Here is a 23,126-nt window from a genome sequence, read left to right on the forward strand (position 1 = left end):
GAGCCCGGCGTGCGTGACGCGGTGGGCGACGTCGTCGCGGCGCTGCCCGCCGCACTGCGCCGCCGCCACCGCGCCCGCGCTGCCCGAGATGGGGCAGATGCGCGTGCTCAAGCACTACCTGCGCCTGTCGCAGGAGAACCTCGGCGCCGACTTCAACGTCGACATCGGTCAGGGCACCTGCACCATGAAGTACGCGCCCAAGATCAACGACCAGCTCGCCGGCACCCCGCAGCTCACCGCGATGCACCCGCACCAGGACCCGGCCGATGCGCAGGGCGTGCTCGAGATCCTCTGGCAACTGGAGCGGATGCTCGCCGAGATCTCCGGCATGGACGAGGTCTCGCTGCACACGCAGGGCGGATCGGCCGCGATCTGGGCCAACATCGCCATGATCCGCGCCTTCCACGCCGCGCGAACGGCGAGGCGAGCAGCGGCGCGAGGTCATCACCACGATCTTCTCGCCACCCCTCCAACGCGGCGGCGGCGAAGGCGGCCGGCTACCGAGGTCATCACGGTCTTCCCGGATGCCGACGGCTACCCCTCGCTCGACGCCCTGCAGGCGGCGCTCTCGCCGCGCACCGCGGCGATCATGGTCACGAACCCGGAGGACACCGGCATCTACAACCCGCGCATCCGGGAGTGGGTGGACGCTCGCGCACGCGGTCGGCGCGCTCGCCTCGTACGACCAGGCCAACGCCAACGGCATCCTCGGCATCACCCGCGCGCGCGACGCCGGGTTCGACGTGTGCCACTTCAACCTGCACAAGACCTTCGGCACCCCGCACGGCTGCGGCGGACCCGGCTCGGGCGCGAACGCCGTGTCCGAGGCGCTCGCGCCGTTCCTGCCCGGCCCGGTGGTCGAGCGCGTCGGCGACCGCTACGTCGCTGGATCGCCGACCGGGCGCCAGTCGATCGGCTCCGTCGCCCCGTTCTACGGCGTCATCCCGAACATCGTGCGGACGTACGCGTGGATCAGCGCGCTCGGCGCCGAGGGCCTGCGCGCCGTGCGCCGAGACCGCGGTGCTGAACAACAACTACCTGATGAAGCGCATCCTCGCGATCCCCGGAGCCAGCGCGCCGTACGCGACCGGCCGCCGCCGCATCGAGCAGGTGCGCTACTCGTGGCAGGAGCTGTTCGAGGAGACGGGCATCAGCTCGGAGGAGATCGGCGTCCGCGCCTGCCGACTTCGGGATGCACTACTGGACCAGCCACCACCCCTACGTCGTGCCGCAGCCGTTCACGCTCGAACCGACGGAGTCGTACTCGATGGCCGAGCTCGACGAGTACGCGGCGACGTCCTCGCCGAGGTGGCCCGCGAGGCCCGCGAGACGCCCGGAGGTCGTGCGCACGGCGCCGCACAACCAGACCGTGCACCACACGCACCACGACGACCTCGACGACCCGGAGCGGTGGGCCGTCACGTGGCGCGCGTACCAGCGGAAGTACCCGTCGGCGGTCTCCGGTCGCGCTTCCCGGGGGAGTCCGTCGCGTCGTGATCGGACTGGTCGTCAACCCTGTCGCCGGTGTCGGCGGGCCCGCGGGCCTCGCCGGCTCCGACGGTGCGGGCGTGCAGCGTCTCGCGGCCTCGCGCGGCGCCCGTTCGCGCGTGCAGGAACGGGCGGCCGCCGCACTGTCGGTGCTCGCGGCGCAGCATCCGGGGCTGGTGTCGTGACCGCTGCGGGCGCCGATGGGCTGCCGATGCCGTGCAGGCCGCGGGACTACTGCCCGACGTGGTGTGACGGCGGCCGATCCGGCGACCGAGGCCGCAGACACCTCGCGCGCCGTAGCGCCGTGCGCGGCCGCGGGCGCCGATCTCGTGCTCGTGGTCGGCGGGTGACGGGACGCTGCGAGACGCCGCGGCCGGGCTCGCGTGCCCACGCCTCGGCGTTCACAACTCGTGCAGAATCGGTGCCGTCGGCAACGGCAGGGGCCGCAGGCGGATTCCGCGCGTTCTGCGGAGTTGTGCACAGCGCCGGCCGTGCTCGGAGTCCCGGCGGGCGTGAAGATGTACTCCCCGGTGTTCGCGGTCAGCCCCGCCGCGGCCGGCGCGATCGCCGCGGACTGGGTGACCGTGGGCCGCTGCCCACCGAAGACCGCGAGGTGCTCGACATCGACGAAGCAGCGCTGCGCCGCGCTCGCGTCGACCCGACCTGTACGCGCTGCTGCGGGTTCCCGTGCGCACCGGCCGCACCCAGGCGCGCAAGGCTCCGACCCCAGCCACCGAGGCCGCGGCCGTCGAGGCCGCCGCCCGCGGCGCCGTCGCCGCGATGCGACCCGGCGTGCGCTATCTGCTCGGCCCGGGCGGCACGACCGCCGAGATCGCCGGACAGCTCGGCGTCGACGGCACCCCGCTCGGTGTCGACGTCGTGCTCGACGGCGCTGCTCGTCCGCGGCGAGCGAGCGAGCAGGCCTGCTCGCCGAGATCGCCCAGGCGCCGGCGCAGGCCGTCGTCACCGTGATCGGCGGCCAGGGCTTCCTGCTCGGGCGCGGCAACCAGCAGCTCTCCGCGCGCCGTCCTGCGCGCGATCGGCGACGACCCGTCTGCTCGTCGTCGCCCCCGAGCAGAAGCTCATCGACCTGCGCGGACGCCCCCTCCTCGTCGACACCGGCGACCCAGACCTCGACGCCACGGCTCGCCGGCCACGTCCGAGTCATCACCGGCGTCGGCACCCGCAGCATCTACCCCGTGACCGCACCCGAACTCACCCCACACAGTAAGGAACACCCATGCGACTCGAGAACAAGAAGGCCATCGTCACCGGAGGCGCGGGCGGCATCGGCCGTGCCACCTCGATCGCGCTCGCCGCGGAGGGCGCGCGCGTCGCCGTCGTCGATCTGAACGCCGAGGCGGCCGGAGGCGTCGCCGCCGAGATCCGCGCGGCGGGAGGCACCGCCGTCGCCATCGCCGCCGACGTGTCGCCAGCGAGGCCGACATCGAACGCGTCGTCGCCACACCGTCGCCGAGCTCGGGGGCGTGAACGTCGTGTTCAACAACGCCGGCATCATCCGCCGCACCACCGCGGTCGAGACCACCGTGGAGGAGTGGGACCGCGTGTTCGGCGTGAACGTGCGCTCGATCTTCCTGATGTGCAAGCACGTCGTGCCCGATCATGGAGGCCGGCGGTGGCGGATCCATCATCAACACCGGCTCGGGCTGGGGGCTCAAGGGCGGAGGCCAGGCGATCTCGTACTGCGCGTCGAAGGGGGCCGTGGTCAACATGACCCGCGCGCTCGCGATCGACCACGGCCCGCCGGCATCCGCGTCAACTCGGTCAATCCCGGCGACGTGAACACCGGGATGCTGCGCGACGAGGCCCGGCAGCTGGCGCAGGACACGAGCTGCGTTCCTGGCCGAGGCCGCCGACCGTCCGCTGCGTCGCATGGGCGAGCCGAGCGAGGTCGCGCAGGCCGTGGTGTGGCTCGCGAGCGACGACTCCTCGTACGTGACCGGCTCCGCTCTGGTGGTCGACGGGGGAGGTATCGCCTAGCGACGAGCCGCTCGTCGGCATCCACAACTCAGGGCTGAGCGTTCGCGCGCGAACCCCCAGGACACTCGCGTAAAATCGGGACAATGACCGACGCGCCCCTGCCCTCCGCCGAGCCGGCTCCCAGACCCTGGGCACCGGCATCGACCCCGACGATCTCGCCACGACGCTGCGCGTGCTGTCCGAGCTGCACCAGATCGACAACGAGCACCCGGACTTCGTCGCCGTGCGTCATGCGACCGCCGCCATGTTCAAGGCCGTCAAGCGGCTCGGCGCAAGGAGATCCGCGCGCGATCGCCGACGCCGACAAGGCCGTCGTCGCCGCCACCGCCACCGGCGCCCCCGACCGCATCGACGACGAGACCCGCGGCCTCGACCTCGCCACCAGCAGGAGGACGCCCGATCGCCGGCGAGCTGCTCAAGCGCGCGCCTGCTACATCTGCAAGCAGCCTACACGCTCGTCGACGCCTTCTACCACCAGCTCTGCCCCGACTGCGCCGCGCTCAGCCACGGCAAGCGCAACGCCCGCACCGACCTCACCGGCAAGCGCGCCCTGCTCACCGGCGGCCGCGCCAAGATCGGCATGCACATCGCGCTGCGGCTGCTGCGCGACGGCGCGCACACCACCATCACGACGCGGTTCCCCCGCGATGCCGTCCGCCGCTTCTCGCCGCTGCCCGACTGCGGCCGACTGGCTGCACCGCCTGCGCGTCGTCGGCATCGACCTGCGCGACCCCGCCCAGGTGATCGCGCCTCGCCGACTCCGTCGCCGCGCAGGGCCCGCTGGACATCCTCATCAACAACGCCGCCCAGACCGTCCGCCGCTCGGCCGGGCCGTACTCGCTGCTCGCCGATGCCGAGCTGCAGCCGCTGCCCGACGGCCCGCTGCCCGAGATGGAGACCTTCGGTCACACGGCGACCCGCACCCGCAGGCGCTCGCAGGCCGTCCGTCGACGCGCATCCGCTGCTCTCGCGTCGCGGCCGCTCGGCGGCACGGTCGCCGAACTGGGCGGGCAGGCGCTCACCGCCGAGGAGCTCGCGCGCTCGCGATGGCGCCCGGCTCGTCGTCGCTCGAGAAGCACGCAGACGGCACGGCGATCGACGCCGGTGGGCTCGTGCCCGACGTGCACACCGTCAACAGCTGGGCCCAGGCGGTCGACAGGTGCGACCCGCTCGAGATGCTCGAGGTGCAGCTCGCGAACACGACCGCGCCGTTCCTGCTGATCAGCCGGCTGCGCGCGTCGATGGCGCGCGATCCGCGCGCCGCAAGTACATCGTCAACGTCTCGGCGATGGAGGGCGTTTCGGCCGCCGCTACAAGGGGCCGGGCCACCCGCACACCAACATGGCGAAGGCCGCGCCTCAACATGCTCACGCGCACCAGCGCCGGCGAGATGTTCGAGACCGACCGCATCCTGATGACCGCCGTCGACACCGGCTGGATCACCGACGAGCGCCCGCACTACACGAAGGTGCGCCTGGCCGAGGAGGGCTTCCACGCCCCGCTCGACCTGGTCGACGGCGCCGCCCGCGTGTACGACCCGATCGTGCGCGGCGAGGCCGGCGACGACATCCACGGCGTCTTCCTGAAGGACTACGAGCCCAGCCCCTGGTGAGCGGCCCGGCTGGGGCCGGCCCCTCCCCCCGCCCTCGGCCCGCTCCTCGGACGATCCGCCGACGTGCACGCCGATTCGGCCGCCCGGCGTCTCGTCCCGGGCGTGCATGTGTGCCGCGTCCAGGTGCCGCGCTGCACCGCGGCCGGGCCAGCCGCGGGTCAGGTCGCGCGCGGGCGCTCGAGGTTCGCTGAGGCCCAGGATCCGAGCTGGTCGAGGATCGGCAACAGCCCCCGACCGCCGGGGTGAGTGCGTAGGAGACCGTGACGGGCGGGCCGGCGTCGACCGTGCGCGCGACGAGTCCCGTCTGGGCGAGTTCCGCGAGTCGGTCGGAGAGCACGGTGTCGCTGATGCCGGCCACCGCGCGCCGCAGTGCCACGAAGGTGGAGGGTCCGCCGCCGAGCGACGACACGATCATCCCGTTCCATCGCTTGCCGAGCACGCTGAACGCCAGTGTGACGGCGGCGTCGCACTGATGGATCTCCGTCTCGGCCTCGGCCATGCCCCCATCCTACCTGTGCTACGTTAACCGCTGTCGCTAGTAAAAACTAGCGACTTCGAAACGAAAGGCACGTCATGTCTCTGTTCCGCCTGGATGCCAGCATCCTGCCCGCGTCGTCCGCCAGCCGTTCGCTGGCCGACCTGGTCGAAGCCGAGTGGACGGCATCCCACCCCGACTCGACCGTGACGCGCCGCGACCTCGCTGCCGACCCGGTGCCCGCGACAGCCTGGGCGGATGCCGTGACCGGCGGATTCGTCGAGGATGCGCAGCGCACCCCTGCGCAGAACGACGCCCGCGCCCTCGCCACGCAGTTCGCCGACGAGCTGATCGGCGCCGACGCGCTGCTGTTCGCGGTGCCGCTGTACAACTACGGCGTCTCGCAGCACTTCAAGACGTGGTTCGACCTGGCCTACACCGACGAGCGCATCAGCCCCACCGGCACCGCGCTGCAGGGTAAGCCGGCGACCCTGGTGACGGTGCTCGGCGGCAACTACGCCCCCGGCACGCCCAAGGACGGCTGGGACCACTCGACCGGATGGCTGCGCCGCGTGCTTGCCGACGTCTGGGGTCTCGACCTGCGCGTCGTGCAGCGTCCGTTCACGCTCGTCGGCGTCAACCCCGCCCTCGACGCGTTCGCCGACACCGCCCGCGAACTCAAAGAGACCGCCGAGAGCGACGCCCGCACCTACGGCCAGGAGCTCGCCGCACTGCGGGGGTCCGAGGTCGCCTGACCGTCATCCGCGTCGACTGCGGCGACTGCGGGTTACGGATGCACGACCGGTGCACGGACGCACGGCGAGATCGCCGATTCGGTCGTGCATCCGTGCCGGAGTCGTGCATGTGTGCCGGAGGGGGCAGCCGGAGGGCCCGGTCGTCAGGACCGGGGGAACGGATGCGGCAGCCACACCGTCACGATCAGACCGCCGTCCGCCCGGGGCGTGAGCACGAGCGTGCCGTCGTGGGCCTCGGTGATGCGCTGCACGATCGCGAGCCCCAGGCCGACGCCCACGTGATCCTCGGTGCGGGTGCGCTCGGCCCCGCGCTGGAAGGGTTCGGTGAAGGTTGCCACGCGATGCGCCGGCGACCACGTCTCCCGTGTTCTCGATCACGACCGCGACGGCGTGCGGCAGCACGTGCGTGCGTACGGCCACGCGTCCGCCGAAGGACAGGTTGTGCACGATCGCGTTGAGCACGAGATTCGTGACCAGCTGCTGCAGCAGCGTCGCCGACCCGCGCACGGGGGCCGCGACACCGCCGACCTCGATCGAGACGCCGCGCCGCTCGGCCAGGGGCAGCAGCTGCTCGACCGACTCCTCCGCGAGCAGCGACAGGTCGACGATCTCTCGCGTGAACGTGCGGCGGTCGGCTCTCCCGAGCAGCAGGAGCGCCTCGGTGAGCTCGATCGCGCGGGTGTTCACCTCTCGCAGGCGGGTGATCAGCGCGTCGACGTCGCGGTCGGGATCGGTGCGGGCGACCTCCAGGAGCGTCTGCGAGATCGCGAGGGGTGTGCGCAGCTCGTGCGAGGCGTTCGCGGCGAAGCGCTGCTGCTCGGCGATCTGCGCCTCCAGACGCTCGAGCATCGAGTCGAACACGTCGGCGAGGTCGCGGAACTCGTCGCGCGGTCCCTCCAGGGCGACGCGATGCGACAGCGACCCCTGCGCGGCGAGCTGCGCCGCCCGGCCGATGCGCTCGAGCGGCGCCAGCATGCGCCCGGCGAGCAGCCACCCGCCGGCCGAGGCCGAGCGCGAGCAGCACGAGCAGCACGACCACGGCGACCGGCGCGAACGCCCGCAGCAGGTCGGAGCGGTTCGGGAGAAGATCGATCGCTGCGGGATGTCACGTCGGGCACGTACCGCAGCAGGAAGAAGCCGACCGCCGCGAGCAGCAGCGACGCCGGAGAGCACGACGACGCCGGCGTAGCTCAGGGTGAGCTTGAGGCGGGCGCTCATCCCGCGACGTCTACGCATCGGCATCCGTCCCGATCCGATAGCCGACGCCCGGCACGGTGAGGATCAGCCACGGTTCGCCGAGCCGCTTGCGCAGCGACGACACCGTGATGCGCACGGCGTTCGTGAAGGGGTCGGCGTTCTCGTCCCACGCGCGCTCGAGCAGCTCCTCGGCGCTGACACCCCGCCCCGGCCGCATCGCGAGCACCTCGAGCACCGCGAACTGCTTGCGGGTGAGCGCGACGTAGCGCCGTCGCGGTACACCTCGCGGCGGAACGGGTCGAGCCGGAGCCCGCGACCTCGAGCACCGGCGGTCGCGCGCGCTGGCGCCGTCGATCCGAGCGCGCGCAGGCGCAGCACGAGCTCGCGCAGCTCGAACGGCTTGGTGAGGTAGTCGTCGGCGCCGAGCTCGAACCCGGATGCCTTGTCGTCGAGCCGGTCGGCGGCCGTGAGCATGAGGATCGGGATGCCGCTGCCGGAGGCCACGATCCAGCGCGCGATCTCGTCGCCGTGGGCCCGGGGACGTCGCGATCGAGCACGACCAGTCGTAGGAGTTGATGCTCAGCAGCTCGAGCGCGGTGTCGCCGTCGCCGGCGATGTCGGCAGCGATCGCCTCGAGGCGCAGCCCGTCGCGGACCGCCTCGGCGAGGTAGGGCTCGTCCTCGACGATCAGCACACGCATGAGTGCGATCCTACGCATCCGCATATATCGGGAGCATATGCAGAAGCGCATACGCCCCGGCAACAGGCCGCCTTCTTCACTGGAAGCATGAACAGCACCACCTCCGCCGTGCCGCCGCGTGCACGACGCCGTCGACGGATCGCCGCGCTCGTGATCGGGCTCCTGCTCGTCGGCGTCGCCGTGTTCGTCGTGCAGCAGACCCTCGTTCAGCAGACCCTGGCGGCGGCATCCGCATCCGTCGGGTCCTCGCCCTCGGCGCCGCCGACGTCCGATGGCGGCGCGTCGAGCGGCACCATCGACGGATCGGTCGTGGCGCCGAGCGAAGCCGACGGTGTGATCCGCGACGGCGACCAGCCCACCGTGTTCGACATCGACCGGGTGGCGGTCGGGCGCCTCGACCCCGCTCTGCTGCAGGCACTGCAGAAGGCGGCGACCGATGCCGCCGGCGCGGGCGTCGAGTTCCGCGTCAACAGCGGGTGGCGCTCCCCGGTGCTGCAGGAGCGGATGCTGCAGGACGCGATCGTGCAGTACGGCTCCGAAGCCGAGGCGTCGCGTTGGGTCGCGACCCCCGCCACCTCCGCGCACGTGTCGGGAGAGGCGGTCGATCTCGGGCCGCTGCCCACGCTCGACTGGCTGGCGCAGCGCGGATCCGGCTACGGACTCTGCCAGATCTACGCGAACGAATCCTGGCACTACGAGCTGCGCCCGGAGGCGATCGCCCAGGGCTGCCCCCCGATGTACTCCGACCCCACCGAAGACCCGAGGATGCACCGATGACCGCTCTGCTCGCCCCCACCCCGACCGTCTCCGCGCGCCTCGCCCCGCCGACGCTGTGCATATTCCCCGATGCCGTCGGTGAGAACGTGCGCCGTGTGCGGGCCGCGACCGATGCGCTCATCATGGCGGTCGTGAAGGCCGACGGGTACGGCCACGGCGTGGTGGTGGTCGCGTCGGCGGCGCTCGCCGCGGGGGCGGAGTGGCTGGGCATCACCGACGTCACCGAGGCCGTCGCGCTGCGCGACGCCGGGATCGAGGAGCCCGTGCTCGCATGGCTGAATCCGTCGGGCGTCGACGTCGCCGCGGCCGCCGCGCTGCGCGTCGACATCGCGGTCGGTTCGGTCGCGGAGCTGCGACAGCTCGTGGAGGATGCCGTGGCCGGAGACGTCGGTCCGATCCGCGTGCATCTGCACATGGACACCGGGATGTCGCGCGGAGGGTGCGCGGTCGACGAGTGGTCCGCGCTGCTGCACCTCGCGCGTGAGGGGGTGGGACGCGGGGCCATCGAGGTCGTCGGGCGTGATGGGGCACCTCGCTCATGCGGACGACGCCGACCCCCGGGCGAACGCAGCCGGTGTGCTGCGCATGCGGCAGGCGCGCGATGCGGTGCTGCGCGCCGGGTTCGGTCCGCTGATCGTGCACCTCGCGGCGACGTCGGCGGCGCTGACCGACCCGTCGACGCACTTCGGGATGGTGCGGATCGGCGCGGGGCTCGTCGGCATCGACCCCTCGGAGACGGTGGTGCTGGCGGCAGCATCGCGCCTGACGGCGTCCGTCGTGCACACCCGCGCCGTGGCGGCCGGAGCGGCGGTGGGATACGGCGGCACGTATGTGTCACCGCGCGACACGCACCTCAGCGTGGTGGGCGTGGGCTATGCCGACGGCATCCCACGCGCACTGCCGTCGGACGCGGGGGTGGCGATCGGTGGGGAGCGGTATCCGATCGTGGGGCGCGTGTCGATGGATCAGATCGTGATCGACACCGGGGGTGCGGTGTTCGACAGGGGGGAGACGGTGACGGTGTTCGGACCGGAGGGGGGTGCCGTGCCGACGGTGCAGGAGTGGGCGCGGTGGGCGGGGACGATCCCGCACACGATCGTCACGGGCATCGGCGCACGCGTGCGGAGGAGCATCGCATGACGACGCGGGTTCTGGTCATCGGCGGTGGGCGGAACGCCGAGCACGAGGTGTCGCTGGCGTCGGCATCCGCGGTCGCGGCGGCTTTGCGTCTCGGCGATCACGAGGTGCGCTGTGTGACGATCGATCGCGACGGCATCTGGCGGGCCGACGGCATCCCGCCGGCCGAGTCGCCGGCCACCTCGCTCGCGCAGGCCGCGCCGCTGCTCGAATGGGCCGACGTCGTGTTCCCCGCCGTGCACGGTGAGAACGGCGAAGACGGTGCACTCGCCGCGCTGTGCGCGCTCGCGGGCGTGCGCGTGGTCGGGTCGCCCCTGCGGGCGGGAGCGATCGGCATGGACAAGTGGACCACGAAGCTGGTGGCGGATGCCGTCGGCCTGCGCACCGCGCGGGGGCGGCTGATCGCGGCCGGCGACATCGGAGACGTCGAGTTCGACGGACCCGTCGTCGTGAAGCCCGTGTCGGCGGGGTCGAGCTACGGCGTCAGTCTCGTGACGGAAGAGGGCGAGCTGCTGGGTGCCCTGCGGGAGGCGGCGCGCTTCGACAGTCGGCTGCTCGTGGAGGAGGTCGTGCGGGGGCGCGAGATCGACGTGGCAGTGCTGCGGGAGGCCGGCGGCATCCGTTGGGCCGCACCGCCGCTGGAGATCCAGGCGACGGGGCTGTTCGACACCGCGACCAAGTACGACGGGTCGGCGCGGTTCACGGTGCCGGCGGCGCTCGACGCCGCCGAGACCTCGGCGCTGAAGCGTGCGGCGATCGCGATGTTCGATGCGCTCGGCTGTGCGGGCGTCGCGCGCATGGACTTCTTCCTCACCGCCGACGGTCCGGTGCTGAACGAGGTGAACACGATGCCCGGACTCACCGCGGCCTCGCAGGTGCCGCGGATGTTCGCGGCCGCCGAGGTGAGCTACGTCGACCTGGTCGGCCGGCTCGTGCGTGGCGCGCAGTGAGAGGGGTATCGACAATCGCGACGGTGAGGCGGATGCTGATCTCATGAGTGCCTTCACTGCGGATGACGCCTTCAGCGGGTTCAGTGTCGACGACATCGACGCGGCCCGGGAGTTCTACGGCTCGACCCTCGGTCTCGACGTCAAGGACAACGAGATGGGGTTCCTCGAACTGCACCTGCCGAGCGGCGGTTCGATCCTGATCTACTCCAAACCGAACCATGCACCGGCGAGCTTCACGATCCTGAACTTCCCGGTGAGCGACATCGATGCCGCGGTCGACGAGCTGATCGCCCGCGGTGTGACGACGAAGATCTACACCGACGAGGAGTTCCCCTCCGATGCGCGCGGCATCGTACGCGGCGACGGGCGCGGGCCGGACATCGCCTGGTTCCGCGATCCGGCGGGCAACGTGCTCGCGGTGCTCGCCGGCTGAGCGAGCGGCGTCGAGGTCTCCTCCTCGAACACCACCTCGCGTCCACCGCCGCGGGTGCCGATGATCCGGTACACCGCGGTAGTGTCGTCGTGACACAGGCTCAGCCGCAGACCCGGCGGGGTGCGGCGGGGCACCTCGAGCGCGGCGCCGTCGAACGGGCCGCCCCGGATCATGAGTCGCACGCGGTGCCCGTCGCGCTCAGAGCCGGTCGACCGCGACGACCGTGACGACAGCCGCCCCGGTCTCGTCGGAGGCGGCGAGGTCGACGGTCGCGGAGATGCCCCAGTCGTGGTCGCCGGCCGGGTCGTCGAGGATCTGCCGGACGGTCCAGGTCTCGGGACCTTCGGTGAGGAGCAGGAGCTTCGAGCTGCGTGCATCCGCACCGGTGAGGATCTCGTCGTGGTCGGCGAAGTATCCGTCCAGCGCGGCGGACCACGCATCGGCTCCGAACACCGGGTCGAGGTCGGCGAGACCATCCACGTCGTCGCGGGCGGCGAGCTGCACGCGACGGAACAGCTCGTTACGCACCAGGATGCGGAAGGCCCGCACGTTCGTGGTGAGGCGCTTCGGGGCCGGTGGCACGATCGGCTCGTCGCTCCCGTGAGCGGGGAGTGCGCCGCTGACCAGTTCCTCCCACTCGTCGAGCAGGCTCGAGTCGACCTGACGCACGAGCTCGCCGAGCCACTCGATGAGGTCGCGCAGATCCTCGGTCTTCAGCTCCTCGGGGATGGTCTGCGAGGCCGCGCGATACGCGTCGGAGAGGTAGCGCAGCACCACGCCCTCGGACGCGGGCGATCTTGTAGTACGCGACATATTCCCCGAACGACATGGCCCGCTCGTACATGTCGCGCACGACCGACTTCGGGTGCAGCTCGAAGTCGCGGATCCACGGCTGTGCGGCGCTGTAGGTCTCGAAGGCCGCGGTCAGCAGCTCGTCGAGCGGCTTCGGGTAGGTGACCTGCTCGACGAGCTCCATCCGCTCGTCGTACTCGATCCCCTCGGCCTTCATCGCGCCGATCGCCTCACCGCAGGCGAGGAACTCCTGTTGCCCCAGGATCGCGCGGGGATCGTCGAGCGTGGCCTCGACGATCGACAGCATGTCGAGGTGATACTGCTGTGTGCCGGTGCCCTTGGCGGGGTCGGGGTCGAGCAGCTCGAACGCCGCGAGGGCGAACGGCGACAACGGCTGGTTCAGCGCGAAGTTCGGCTGTCAGGTCGACCGTGAGCCGGATCTCGCCGTCGTCCGTGCGCTCGACGATGCCGGATTCGCGCAGGGTGCGGTAGATCCCCAGCGCCCGGACCGCCAGTTCGCGCTGACGCTTCCGCGGCTCGTGGTTGTCGATATACGAGAGAGCGCATATTGCCGAACACGTCGCCGCCGCGAGCGATCACGTTGAGCATCATCGCGCTCGTGATCTGCATGTGCGATGTCAGCGTCTCGGGCACCGCGTCGATGAGCTTGCGGAACGACGGCTCGCCCCACGACACGAAACCGTCCGGCGCCTTCTTGCGGATGATCTTGCGCTTCTTCTTCGGGTCGTCGCCGGCCTTGCGGATCGCGGCGAGGTTCTCGGTCTCGTGCTCCGGTGCCTGGGCGACCACGGTGCCGGCGGTGTCGAAGCCCGCGCGCCCCGCGCGGCCGGCGATCTGGTGGAACTCGCGGGCGTTGAGCTGGCGCATCCGGGTGCCGTCGAACTTCGTCAGCGCGGTGAGCAGCACCGTGCGGATGGGCACGTTGATGCCCACACCGAGCGTGTCGGTGCCGCAGATCACACGGAGCAGTCCGCGCTGTGCGAGCTGCTCGACCAGGCGCCGGTACTTCGGCAGCATCCCCGCGTGGTGCACGCCGATGCCGGCGCGCAGGAACCGGGCGAGCGTCTTGCCGAACGCGGTCGTGAAACGGAAGGCGCCGATGAGGTCGGCGATCTGGTCGCGCTGCTCGCGCGTGGCGACCTTGGTGCTGGACAGCGCCTGCGCGCGCTCCATGGCGGCGGCCTGCGAGAAGTGCACGATGTAGATGGGCGCCTGCCCGGTGCCGAGCAGGTCGTCGATGGTCTCGTGGATCGGCGTCTGCTCGTAGAAGAAGTGCAGTGGGACGGGGCGCTCGACCCCGGTCACCGACGTGGTCTCGCGGCCCGTGCGACGGGTCAGATCGGCGGACAGCTCGGTCACGTCGCCCAGCGTCGCCGACATCAGCACGAACTGCGCCTGCGGCAGCTCCAGCAGTGGGACCTGCCACGCCCAGCCCCGGTCGGGGTCGGCGTAGAAGTGGAACTCGTCCATCACGACCTGGCCGACCGGCAGCTCCGCGCCCTGGCGCAGGGCGAGGTTCGCGAGGATCTCGGCCGTGCAGCAGATGATCGGCGCATCCGGGTTGACCGAGGAGTCGCCGGTGATCATGCCGACGTTCTCGGCGCCGAACACGTCGACCAGTGCGAAGAACTTCTCGCTCACCAGGGCCTTGATCGGAGCGGTGTAGAAGCTGCGCACGCCGGCGTTCAGGGCAGCGAAGTGCGCGCCGACCGCGACCAGCGACTTCCCGGTGCCGGTCGGCGTCGACAGGATCAGGTTGTTGCCGGAGACGATCTCGATGACCGCTTCGTCCTGCGCCGGATACAGGCGGAGGCCGGTCGACTCTGCCCAGTCGACGAAGGCGAGATAGACGGTGTCGGCATCGGCCCCGGCGGGAGGTGCGGCGTCGAGGAGAGAAGACATGATGCTCCGATCATCCCACCCCGCCGTTCACAACTCCTCAAGAACTCATGCCCGGAGCGGTGAAAGTGCCCCCGCGGGGCGAACGCAGTCCGATCTTGAGGAGTTGTGAACCCCGCGCGGGCGTCAGACCGAGGTCGCGGCCTGCAGTGCGATGCGGATCATGTCGCCGAACGTCTGCTCGCGCTCCTGCGCCGTGGTCTCCTCACCCGTGAGGATGTGGTCCGACACCGTGCAGATGCTCAGCGCACGGCGCCCGTAGTAGGCGGCGAGCGTGTACAGCCCGCTGGTCTCCATCTCGACGCCGAGCACCCCGTGCTGCACGAAGGGCTCGCTCAGCTCCGGCCGCGTGCTGTAGAACTGATCGCTCGACAGCAGCAGTCCGACGTGCACCGCCGACTCCGGCGGCTCGTTCTCGCTCGCCTCCACCGCCGCGCGCAGCAGCGAGAAGTCGGCGACGGGGGCGTAGTCGAGACCCTGGAAGCGCACCCGGTTGATGCCGGAGTCGGTGCAGGCGCCGTTCGCGATGATGATGTCGCGCACCTTCAGGCGCTCGGTGAGAGCCCCGCACGAGCCCACGCGCACGATCGTCTGCACGTCGTAGGAGTCGAACAGTTCGTTCGCGTAGATCGCCATCGACGGCTGTCCCATGCCCGAGCCCTGCACCGAGACGCGGTGACCGTTCCACGTGCCGGTGTAGCCGAGCATCCCGCGGGTCTCGGAGTACAGCTCCGCGCCCTCGAGGAATGTCTCCGCGATCCACTTCGCCCGCAGCGGATCACCGGGGAACAGGACGATGGGGGCGATCTGACCGGGCTCTGCGGCGATGTGCGTGCTCATGCCCTCAGGCTAGGTCAGCCCTCGGCCCGGCGCACCATCTCGCCGATCCACAGCGGCGCGAACGGCGACGTGCATCCGGGTGCGGTGGGGTAGTCGGCCAGCACCTGCAGGCGTTCGCCGATCTCGAGTGCCCGCGCGCGCAGCGCCGGATGATGGATGCCGATCTGCGCGAGCGTCTCGTTCATCGACCACTGCAGCCGCTTCGGCGCGCTCTGCATGTCGCGCTCGATCAGGTCGAGCAGGTGGTCGAGATCGAGGCCGCCCGCCTGCTTCACGACGCGCACCGAGGTGAGCGACCACGCGGCAGCCGCGGCCGTCGGGTCGGCGTCGTCGAACCAGCGCAGCCGCAGCTCTTCGGCGAGGGGAGTCTTCTTCGCGACGTAGTTCACGAACCAGTCGTTGACCTTCGGCGGGTCGGTCTCGCGGATCATCGCGTCGAGCTCGTCGGCGGTGAACGCGCGGGGTGAGCAGACGAGCAGGGCGAGCAGACGGGCCGAGGTCTCTCCCGTCGCCCACAGCTCCTGCGCGAGCGGCTGATCGGTCTTGATGCGCTTCGCGAGCGCGCGCAGGCGGCTGAGGTTCATGCCGTGGTCGTCGCCGCGCTTCTCGTTCGCGGCGCGCATCTTCGGATCTTCGAGGGCGGCGAGTTCGCCGAGCGCCTCCTGCAGCGTCATGTCGGGCATGGGTCCAGGGTAGGCCGGGCCTCAGTCTTCGACCAGCTGATCGCGGATGCGCCGCAGGTCCTCCATCATCGACCCGATCAGGATCCAGTGCTGCGACGACGGCGGGCGGATCACGAGCGGCGCCGTCAGTGCCGGGATCACGGACGTGAGCGCCTCCGGCTCCGGTGCGACATCGGCGATCTGCACCGCGAGACGCACATCGTGCCCGGCCCGGCGCAGCTGCTCGGCGATCGCGGCCACGGCGGGCTCCTCGCCGATCGAGTCGTCGTAGTGGTCGAAGTAGGCGCGGGTCATTCCGATCACCTGGGTGACGATGGGGGAGAGCCGTTCCAGCAGTGCACGCATCTCGCGCAGGTCGGCGCGGTGCGTGGAGCGTCGCGGGTTCAGCGTGAGCGACTCCTCGCCGGCGGCGATGGATGCTTCGGCGGCATCCTTCATCGGGCGCAGCAGTCGCGCCTCCAGCATCAGCTCCTGGAGCTTGCGGGCGGTCTGCGGCGAGGGCAGTGCGTCGGCCAGACGGTCGAGGCTCGCGGCCAACTCGCTGCCGAGCAGCCCGAGGTCGCGGCGTGCGGGCGCGACCAGCACGGGAGGCACGATCGCCGCGTTCACGACGATGCCGATCACCACGCCGATCAGCGTCTCGACGATGCGGGCGAACGCGTACTCCGGGCTCGACGAACCGAGCGCCAGCACGAGCATCGCCGAGATCGCGACCTGGTTGCCGGTGCCGGGCGAGGCGCGGAACACCCACGCGACGAGCATCGCGACCACGATCGCGAGCAGCACGATCCAGCTGGGCGACCCCAGGAGCAGGCCGAGGGCGACGGCGATCACGACGCCCGCGATCACACCGATGCTGCGCTCGAGAGCCTTCGACAGGGACTGGTTCACGCTCGGCTGCACGACCAGCAGTGCCGCGATCGCGGCGAAGACGGGGAGTTGCGCCGGGAACACCCACCCGGCGATCAGCCACGCCGAGATCGTCGCAGCGGCGGACTTGACCACCTGCAGCAACGGGGAGCGCTGGGAGGCGCGGATCGCGGCGGGGATGCGCATGCCTCCACGCTAGTGCGATGCACATGGCGTGGGTTGGCGGGGTCACTTGCACGATGAAGTGCCGGATGCACGACGGATGTGCGGTATTCGTCGTGCAGATGGCGCGTGGTCGTGCAGATGGCGCGCGACAAAGCGGATCGTCTTAGGCCCGGGGGCGGACGCGGACGAAAGATAGGGAATCCGTCGGATGTGGGCGGGGCGCCTCAGAGCCGAGTGTAGGGATATCGCACACCGTCGAGGAGAAGCCATGTACGAGAACCCCTCTCTCAGCTATCAGGTCAGCGAGTTCGAGCGCGAGCAGCTGGAGCAGGCCGTCGAACGCCGTCGGATGCTGATCGAGCGTGCCGATCAGATCGTGCCGCGTCCGGTCGGAGCCCTGCGGCGGATGCTGCACCGGATGCTCGGGCGCGCAGGAGCGGGGGCAGGCGCGCAGACCGCTGCCGCTCCAACGACCGAGCGCCGTTCCCCTGGCGCCTGCGAGCCCCTGACCGCGCGGTGAACCCCGCGATCTCCACGGCGCCGCGCCGCACACAGGTCAGCGCGGACAGCGGCCCGGATGTCGGCGGGGAGTGGGAGCATGAATCCATGCCCTCGTTCGCCACGAGCTTCGCGATGGTCGGTCGCGACGCCGATCTCGCGGTCGTGCTGCGTGCGTTCGAGAGCGCCGTGGAGGGAACGCCGACGGCCCTGCTCGTCGAGGGGGAGGCCGGCATCGGCAAGTCGCGGCTGCTGCGCGAGTTCGCGGCGGTGGTCGCCGACCGGGCCGACGTGCACGTCGGCTGGTGCCTCGACCTCGGCGCGGCACGTACGCCGTACGGCCCCCTGACCGGCATCCTGCGTTCGCTCGTCGCGCTGGTCGGCGTCGACGAGGCGCGCGCGGCCGTGGGCGTGGGGGCCGAGGCATTGGGCATGCTGCTGCCCGCGCTGGCATCCGGGCAGACCGAACGCGCGGCCACGAGCCCCGAGCGGTTGCGCGATGCGATCGCGACGCTCATCGAGACGGCCGCAGCACTCGCTCCCCAGGTGCTGATCATCGAAGACCTGCACTGGGCCGACGAGTCCACGCTCGCGATCCTCTCCTTCCTGCTGCGCACGCTCACGCGTGGCAGGGTCCTTCTCCTCCTCAGCTGCCGCTCCGACGATGTGCGTCGGGGCGACGCGGTCAGCAGGTTCATCGCCGAGGGCGCCAGGGCGCGCCTGCTCGAACGGCTCGCACTGCAACGGCTCGAAGCGGATGCCGTGCGGGCGCTCGCCGAGCAGATCACCGGCCACCCCCTCAGTGAAGGAGCGCTCGAGAGGGTGCAGGAGCGCGCCGAGGGTGTCCCGTTCTTCGTCGAGGAGATCGCGGGATGCACGGCGGGTCCGCTGCCCGACGGCCTCCGTGACATCCTGCTCGCGCGCTTCGATCGTCTGGGCGTCGATGCGCGTCGGGTGGTTCAGGTCGCGTCCGGTGCGGAGCGCCCGCTCGCACATCCGCTGCTCGTGCGTCTCACCGACCTGGGTGAGGAGCGGCTCGACGATGCTCTCCGCGAGGCGATGAGCAGCGGGATCCTCGTGACCGCCGACGATCTCTATCGATTCCGGCACGCCCTTCTCCGCGAGGCCGTGCACGCCGACCTGCTGCCGGGTGAGAGATCGAGACTGCATCGCTCCTACGCCGAGACCCTCGAGGTGTACTGCGACGACACCGAGAGCGGCGACGCGGCAGCGCTGGCACATCACTGGCAGCTCGCTCAGGACGAGCGGCGTGCGCTCATCGCGGCCGTCGAGGCGATGCGTGACGCCAAGACGCAGTTCGCGTTCGGAGCCGCCGCGCGGTTCGGGGAACTCGCGCTCGATCTGTGGCCGCACGTGTCCGATGCCGCGGAGGCGGCCGGCGTCGAGCACCTCGAGCTGCTCCACACGCTCGGGTCGATCCTGCGCAACGCGGGCGACGGCGAACGGGCGCTCGCGGTCGCCAATCTCGCGCTCGACGAGGCTGATCCCTCGACCATCGATCCTCGACTGCACGCGCGGCTGCTGCGCAACAAGGCGCTGTATCTGGTCAACCTCGGGCGTGCGGGAGCGATTCCTCTGCTGCAGCAGGCTCTCGCGATCGTCGATGCCGGTATCGATGACGACGCGCTCCGGGCGGAGCTGCTGAACCAGCTCGCGAGCCGGCGCATGATCGCGGGTGATCGTGTCGAGGCGATCGCGCTCGCGGACGCCGCAACCGACGCCGCGGCACGCGCGCACTCCGACGATCAGCTTTCGGTGGCGGCCAACGTGCGTGGTGCCTCGCGCGCACACCTGGGCGACGTCGACGGAGGCATCCGGGAGTACAGGCTCTCCCGTGACCTCGCCCGCGGCAGCACCGCCGAAATGCGCTACCGGGTGAACTACTCCGACCTGCTCGGTCTGCTCGGCCGCTACCGAGAGGCGCTCGTGCTCGCAGAAGAGGGGCTCGCGCGGGCGCGAGAGCTCGGTGTCGAGCGCACGTCCGGGTCGATCATGGCGCAGAACATGGCGGTGCCATTGCTCGAACGCGGCGAGATCGGCCGGGTCGAGGAAATGCTCGCGCGCGATTTCATGCAGGGCACGCTGCGGGTGTTCCGCATGTACGCCACGATGACGCGGGTACGCGTGCTCGCCTGGCGCGGGAAGACCGCCGAGGCCGTGGAAGCGATGAGCGAGTGGCTTCCCGCCTTCGCGGAGACCGGGGCCGTGGAACGGCAGATCTGGTACGACGGCATCGTCATGCAGGTGGCCGTGGCGGAGAGCGCCGGAGATCCGCGAGGAGCGCTCGCTGCGATCCTCGCCATGCTCGACGACGACGGGCCGGTTCTGCTGCACCAGCGACGTCTTCTGCTGCAGGCCGGCGCGATCATCAGCGAGCTGCGGGTGGCAGGCGACGACGTCGGAGCGGCGACGCGTGCAGTCGCTGAGGCCTGGGATGCGCAATCCGAGCAGCTGCGAGGAGACGCCTGGTCGGCGCTGCTGGAAGCCCTGCTCGATCCGACGGCGGATGCCCTCGACCAGGCGATCATCACCGCAGACGGCGACGATGTGCCGGTCACGTTCCGCGTCGTCCTGCGGATCGAGCGCGCGCGCATGCGGGTGCATGCCGGCGACCGGCCGGCTGCGGCATCGCTTCTCTCCGCGGCGGAGGCGATCGCCGACGAACTCGGCCACGTGCAGTTGCAGACGGCGGTGGCATCCTTCGCCCGCGCTGCCGGACTGCGGGGCGAGGGGGAGCGCAGCGCGTCTGTCGGCCCGGCTCTGCTCACCGCGCGCGAGCGGCAGGTGCTGGCGTTGATCGCCGAGGGGCTCAGCAACCGGCAGATCGGCGAGCGGCTGTTCATCAGTGTGAAGACCGTGAGCGTGCATGTCTCGGCGGTACTACGCAAGCTCGGTGTCGGCACGCGCACCGAAGCCGCGCTGGTGTCGCGATCCGCGGAACGCGAGTCGGCGCCGACCGGGGTCGCACTGGGCGTGTGAGAGGGCGGTCGCCGATCTGCCCGGTCGTCTGTCGGCTCGACGTGATACGGTGAGCGTGTCCCTCCTTCCGGAGGAGCCATTCATCACCGGCCCGCGAACGCTTGATGCGACGTGTGCGGCCCTACACCTGGATTCGAATCTGGTCGATCGGTTCGGCACGGATCCCACAGACAATCAGCCTCCGCCGTATCCGTATGGAGATCGGCGAACATCGTGCCCGTCGGATTCTCGGCGTGGTGCCCCAGGCCGTGTAAACAGCGGTCAGATCAACAGAAAGAAGAAACACATGGCCACCGGCACTGTGAAATGGTTCAACGCGGAAAAGGGCTTCGGCTTCATCGCTCCCGATGACGGCTCGGACGACCTGTTCGCCCACTACTCGGCGATCACGGGTTCGGGCTTCAAGGAGCTCCGCGAGAACCAGAAGGTCGAATTCGACGCTGAGCGTGGCCCCAAGGGCATGCAGGCGGCGAACATCCGCGCACTCTGAGCGCGCACTGATCGTCCGGAAGCCGGTCGGCCCCCTCGGGGTCCGGCCGGCTTCTGCGTTCCCGGATGCCGGTGGCGCCGGAGGTATGTGCAGACCATCGCCTTATTAGGCACGCCTAACTTCTGTTAGATTAGGCCAGGCTTACCAAAGCCTCACCCCCTCCACCATCCGAAAGGGCATGCCTGTGCGCACCTCTCGACTTCTCGCCGCCGTCGGCACCGCCGCGGCCCTCGCTCTGAGCCTCGCCGCCTGCGCGACGCCCGCTGCCGATGACGCCTCCGACTCCGCCGGCGGCAACCCCGCCGACGCCTCCGCCTTCCCGGTCACGATCGAGCACGTCTACGGCGAGACCACCATCACCGAGAAGCCCGAGCGCGTCGCGACGATCGCCTGGGCGAATCACGAGGTGCCTCTGGCCCTCGGTATCGTCCCGGTCGGCATGAGCAAGGCCACCTGGGGTGACGACGACGACAACGGCGTGCTGCCCTGGGTCGAGGAGAAGCTCGACGAGCTGGGCGCCGACACCCCCGTGCTGTTCGACGAGACCGACGGCATCGACTACGAGGCCGTCGCCGACACCGAGCCCGACGTCATCCTCGCCGCCTACTCCGGCCTGACGCAGGAGGAGTACGACACTCTCTCCAAGATCGCGCCGGTCGTCGCCTACCCCGAGGTCGCCTGGGGCACCACGGTCGACCAGATGATCGAGCTCAACTCGAAGGCACTCGGGCTCGAGGCTGAAGGCGAGGCGTTGATCGACGACCTGCACGCCGACGCCGAGGCCGCGCTCGAGGAGAACAGCGCCCTCAAGGGCAAGAAGGTCCTGTTCGCGTACATCGACCCGACCGACCTCAGCCAGGTCGGCTACTACACCGCGATCGACACGCGCCCCGGCTTCCTGCACGACAACCTGGGGCTCCCGCTGCCCTCGATCGTCGAGGAGAACGCCGACAGCGACCAGTTCTACCTGACGGTCAGCTCCGAAGAGGCCGACAAGTTCGACGACGTCGACGTGTTCGTGACCTACGGCGACGACTCGATCATCGCCACGCTGCAGGCCGACCCGCTGCTGTCGAAGATCCCGGCGATCGCCGAGGGACGCATCGCGATCCTCCCCGACGCGACCCCCATCGCGGCGTCGGCGAACCCGTCTCCGCTGTCGATCCCGTGGGGCCTGAGCGACTACCTCGGCCTCCTGGCCGCGCCGCTCGCCGCGAACTGAGCCTCGGCTCTTCCGCACAGCACTGAGCGCAGTGACCACCGTCACCGTCCCCACGCCGGGCACCGCAGATCTGCGGCGCCCGGCATGGGCGCGCACCCTCTGGCTCCTGGTCGGGGTGGGCGTGCTGCTCGTGCTGTGCGTCCTCTCCGTCTGCTTCGGCGTGCGAGCCGTGAGCATCGACGACATCGTCGCCGCTCTCGGCGGGCACACCGACACCCTCGCCCAGGCCGCCATCGTGAAGCGGCTTCCCCGCACGGCGCTCGCGATCCTGGTCGGTGCGGCGCTCGCCCTCGCCGGTGCCACGATGCAGGCGGTCACACGCAACCCGATCGCCGACCCCGGCATCCTGGGCGTCTCGAACGGCGCATCGCTCGCCGTCGTCCTGGGCATCGCGTTCCTCGGACTCTCCGACCCCTACGGGCAGATGGCCTTCGCGATCGTCGGTGCCGCGATCGCTGCGACCTTCGTCTACACGGTCGGTTCCCTCGGCAGGGGCGGAGCCACACCCCTCAAGCTCGCCCTCGCGGGGGCCGCCACGTCGGCCGCCTTCGCCTCCCTGATCAGCGCCGTCATGCTGCCGCGCGTCGATCTGCTGCAGACCTTCCAGTCCTGGCAGATCGGTGGGGTGGGCGGCGCCGAGTGGCCGCGCATCGCCGTGACGGCACCGGTTCTGGCACTCGGAGCACTGATCTGCTTCGCGAGCTCGCGCGGCATGAACTCCCTCGCGCTCGGAGACGACATGGCGAAGGGGCTGGGCGAGCACGTGTTCCGCACCCGCCTGATGTCGGCGCTCGGCGCGGTGATCCTCGCGGGGGCCGCCACGGCGATCGCCGGACCCATCGGGTTCGTCGGCCTCGTGATCCCGCACGTCTGCCGCATGCTGATCGGCACCGACCATCGCTGGCTGCTGCCGTTCTCGGCACTCGGCGGCGCGGCACTGCTGCTCGCGAGCGACATCGTCGGCCGCGTGATCGCCCCGTCGTCGGAGGAGATCCAGGTCGGCATCATCACGGCGATCATCGGCGCCCCCTTCTTCATCTGGATCGTCCGTCGCCAGAAGGTGCGTGAACTGTGAGCGCCGCCACCCAGACCTCGCCGCAGACCCCGCCGTCCCCGGCTCG

17 protein-coding genes and 7 pseudogenes are annotated in these 23,126 nt (G+C 70.8%); 16 read left to right on the top strand and 8 right to left on the bottom strand.

Features of this window, described 5'->3' with window-relative positions; all coding sequences use genetic code 11:
* Nucleotides 1-13 precede the first annotated feature (13 nt).
* A complete protein-coding gene (locus P0Y60_03185) occupies nt 14-1,027 on the top strand; it encodes a hypothetical protein (protein ID WEK61780.1) in 1,014 nt (337 codons plus the stop codon).
* Nucleotides 1,028-1,218: 191 nt separating this feature from the next.
* On the opposite strand, the gene P0Y60_03190 is transcribed toward P0Y60_03185, so the two are convergent.
* The gene (locus P0Y60_03190; GenBank protein ID WEK61781.1) at nt 1,219-1,422 is read right to left on the bottom strand and encodes a hypothetical protein; all 204 of its coding nucleotides are present in this window, start codon (nt 1,420-1,422) and stop codon (nt 1,219-1,221) included.
* A gap of 71 nt (nt 1,423-1,493) precedes the next feature.
* On the opposite strand from P0Y60_03190, the gene P0Y60_03195 reads away from it, so the two are divergent.
* From P0Y60_03195 to P0Y60_03210, 4 genes and pseudogenes are all read left to right on the top strand, one after another.
* On the top strand, nt 1,494-1,673 hold the full coding sequence (locus P0Y60_03195) for a hypothetical protein (protein ID WEK61782.1): 180 nt from the start codon (nt 1,494-1,496) through the stop codon (nt 1,671-1,673).
* A 502-nt stretch (nt 1,674-2,175) separates the two neighbouring features.
* Complete coding sequence (locus tag P0Y60_03200) at nt 2,176-2,460, top strand: hypothetical protein (GenBank protein ID WEK61783.1); 285 nt, start codon at nt 2,176-2,178, stop codon at nt 2,458-2,460.
* A gap of 651 nt (nt 2,461-3,111) precedes the next feature.
* Nucleotides 3,112-3,489, top strand: a pseudogene (locus P0Y60_03205) (SDR family oxidoreductase).
* Between the two features lie 127 nt (nt 3,490-3,616).
* Nucleotides 3,617-5,101: pseudogene (locus P0Y60_03210) on the top strand (SDR family NAD(P)-dependent oxidoreductase).
* A 298-nt stretch (nt 5,102-5,399) separates the two neighbouring features.
* Here P0Y60_03210 and P0Y60_03215 read toward each other — a convergent pair.
* Nucleotides 5,400-5,516: pseudogene (locus tag P0Y60_03215) on the bottom strand (transcriptional regulator).
* 158 nt (nt 5,517-5,674) lie between these two features.
* On the opposite strand from P0Y60_03215, the gene P0Y60_03220 reads away from it, so the two are divergent.
* A complete protein-coding gene (locus P0Y60_03220) occupies nt 5,675-6,331 on the top strand; it encodes an NAD(P)H-dependent oxidoreductase (protein ID WEK61784.1) in 657 nt (218 codons plus the stop codon).
* A 143-nt stretch (nt 6,332-6,474) separates the two neighbouring features.
* Here the strand turns inward: P0Y60_03220 and P0Y60_03225 are convergent.
* Both P0Y60_03225 and P0Y60_03230 read right to left on the bottom strand, forming a co-directional pair.
* Nucleotides 6,475-7,549 (bottom strand): annotated as a pseudogene (locus tag P0Y60_03225) (HAMP domain-containing sensor histidine kinase).
* Between the two features lie 10 nt (nt 7,550-7,559).
* Nucleotides 7,560-8,228: pseudogene (locus P0Y60_03230) on the bottom strand (response regulator transcription factor).
* Nucleotides 8,229-8,315: 87 nt separating this feature from the next.
* Between P0Y60_03230 and P0Y60_03235 the strand changes: the two are divergent.
* The 5 genes and pseudogenes from P0Y60_03235 to P0Y60_03255 all read left to right on the top strand — a co-directional run bounded on the left by P0Y60_03235 (nt 8,316) and on the right by P0Y60_03255 (nt 11,525).
* Nucleotides 8,316-9,005, top strand: coding sequence for a M15 family metallopeptidase (locus tag P0Y60_03235; protein ID WEK61785.1), 690 nt, complete (start codon nt 8,316-8,318; stop codon nt 9,003-9,005).
* A gap of 122 nt (nt 9,006-9,127) precedes the next feature.
* Nucleotides 9,128-9,430, top strand: a pseudogene (locus P0Y60_03240) (alanine racemase).
* 97 nt (nt 9,431-9,527) lie between these two features.
* Nucleotides 9,528-10,145 (top strand): alanine racemase C-terminal domain-containing protein, encoded by a 618-nt coding sequence (locus P0Y60_03245; protein ID WEK62851.1) that lies wholly within the window; start codon nt 9,528-9,530, stop codon nt 10,143-10,145.
* The gene (locus tag P0Y60_03250) at nt 10,142-11,092 is read left to right on the top strand and encodes a D-alanine--D-alanine ligase (protein WEK62852.1); all 951 of its coding nucleotides are present in this window, start codon (nt 10,142-10,144) and stop codon (nt 11,090-11,092) included. Before P0Y60_03245 ends, P0Y60_03250 begins: the two co-directional genes overlap by 4 nt.
* A gap of 43 nt (nt 11,093-11,135) precedes the next feature.
* Nucleotides 11,136-11,525 carry a VOC family protein gene (locus P0Y60_03255; GenBank protein WEK61786.1) on the top strand — a complete coding sequence of 130 codons (390 nt, stop codon included), beginning with the start codon at nt 11,136-11,138 and terminating at the stop codon, nt 11,523-11,525.
* A gap of 198 nt (nt 11,526-11,723) precedes the next feature.
* On the opposite strand, the pseudogene P0Y60_03260 reads toward P0Y60_03255, so the two are convergent.
* The 4 genes and pseudogenes from P0Y60_03260 to P0Y60_03275 form a co-directional block, all read right to left on the bottom strand.
* Nucleotides 11,724-14,240: pseudogene (locus tag P0Y60_03260) on the bottom strand (DUF3516 domain-containing protein).
* A 123-nt stretch (nt 14,241-14,363) separates the two neighbouring features.
* Nucleotides 14,364-15,077 (bottom strand): purine-nucleoside phosphorylase, encoded by a 714-nt coding sequence (deoD, locus tag P0Y60_03265; protein WEK61787.1) that lies wholly within the window; start codon nt 15,075-15,077, stop codon nt 14,364-14,366.
* 14 nt (nt 15,078-15,091) lie between these two features.
* Entirely contained in the window at nt 15,092-15,760 is a 669-nt protein-coding gene (locus tag P0Y60_03270; GenBank protein ID WEK61788.1) for a DNA alkylation repair protein, read from the bottom strand.
* Nucleotides 15,761-15,781: 21 nt separating this feature from the next.
* The gene (locus P0Y60_03275) at nt 15,782-16,816 is read right to left on the bottom strand and encodes an FUSC family protein (GenBank protein ID WEK61789.1); all 1,035 of its coding nucleotides are present in this window, start codon (nt 16,814-16,816) and stop codon (nt 15,782-15,784) included.
* Between the two features lie 247 nt (nt 16,817-17,063).
* On the opposite strand from P0Y60_03275, the gene P0Y60_03280 reads away from it, so the two are divergent.
* The 5 genes from P0Y60_03280 to P0Y60_03300 all read left to right on the top strand — a co-directional run bounded on the left by P0Y60_03280 (nt 17,064) and on the right by P0Y60_03300 (nt 23,080).
* The gene (locus P0Y60_03280; protein ID WEK61790.1) at nt 17,064-17,315 is read left to right on the top strand and encodes a hypothetical protein; all 252 of its coding nucleotides are present in this window, start codon (nt 17,064-17,066) and stop codon (nt 17,313-17,315) included.
* Nucleotides 17,316-17,401: 86 nt separating this feature from the next.
* The gene (locus P0Y60_03285; GenBank protein ID WEK61791.1) at nt 17,402-20,293 is read left to right on the top strand and encodes an AAA family ATPase; all 2,892 of its coding nucleotides are present in this window, start codon (nt 17,402-17,404) and stop codon (nt 20,291-20,293) included.
* Nucleotides 20,294-20,579: 286 nt separating this feature from the next.
* Nucleotides 20,580-20,783 carry a cold-shock protein gene (locus tag P0Y60_03290; protein WEK61792.1) on the top strand — a complete coding sequence of 68 codons (204 nt, stop codon included), beginning with the start codon at nt 20,580-20,582 and terminating at the stop codon, nt 20,781-20,783.
* 184 nt (nt 20,784-20,967) lie between these two features.
* Nucleotides 20,968-22,005 carry an iron-siderophore ABC transporter substrate-binding protein gene (locus tag P0Y60_03295; protein WEK62853.1) on the top strand — a complete coding sequence of 346 codons (1,038 nt, stop codon included), beginning with the start codon at nt 20,968-20,970 and terminating at the stop codon, nt 22,003-22,005.
* Between the two features lie 31 nt (nt 22,006-22,036).
* Nucleotides 22,037-23,080, top strand: a complete 1,044-nt coding sequence (locus P0Y60_03300; GenBank protein WEK61793.1) for an iron ABC transporter permease — start codon at nt 22,037-22,039, stop codon at nt 23,078-23,080.
* Nucleotides 23,081-23,126: the final 46 nt, after the last annotated feature.

It is taken from the genome of Candidatus Microbacterium colombiense (assembly GCA_029203165.1).
Taxonomy (GTDB): domain Bacteria; phylum Actinomycetota; class Actinomycetes; order Actinomycetales; family Microbacteriaceae; genus Microbacterium; species Microbacterium colombiense.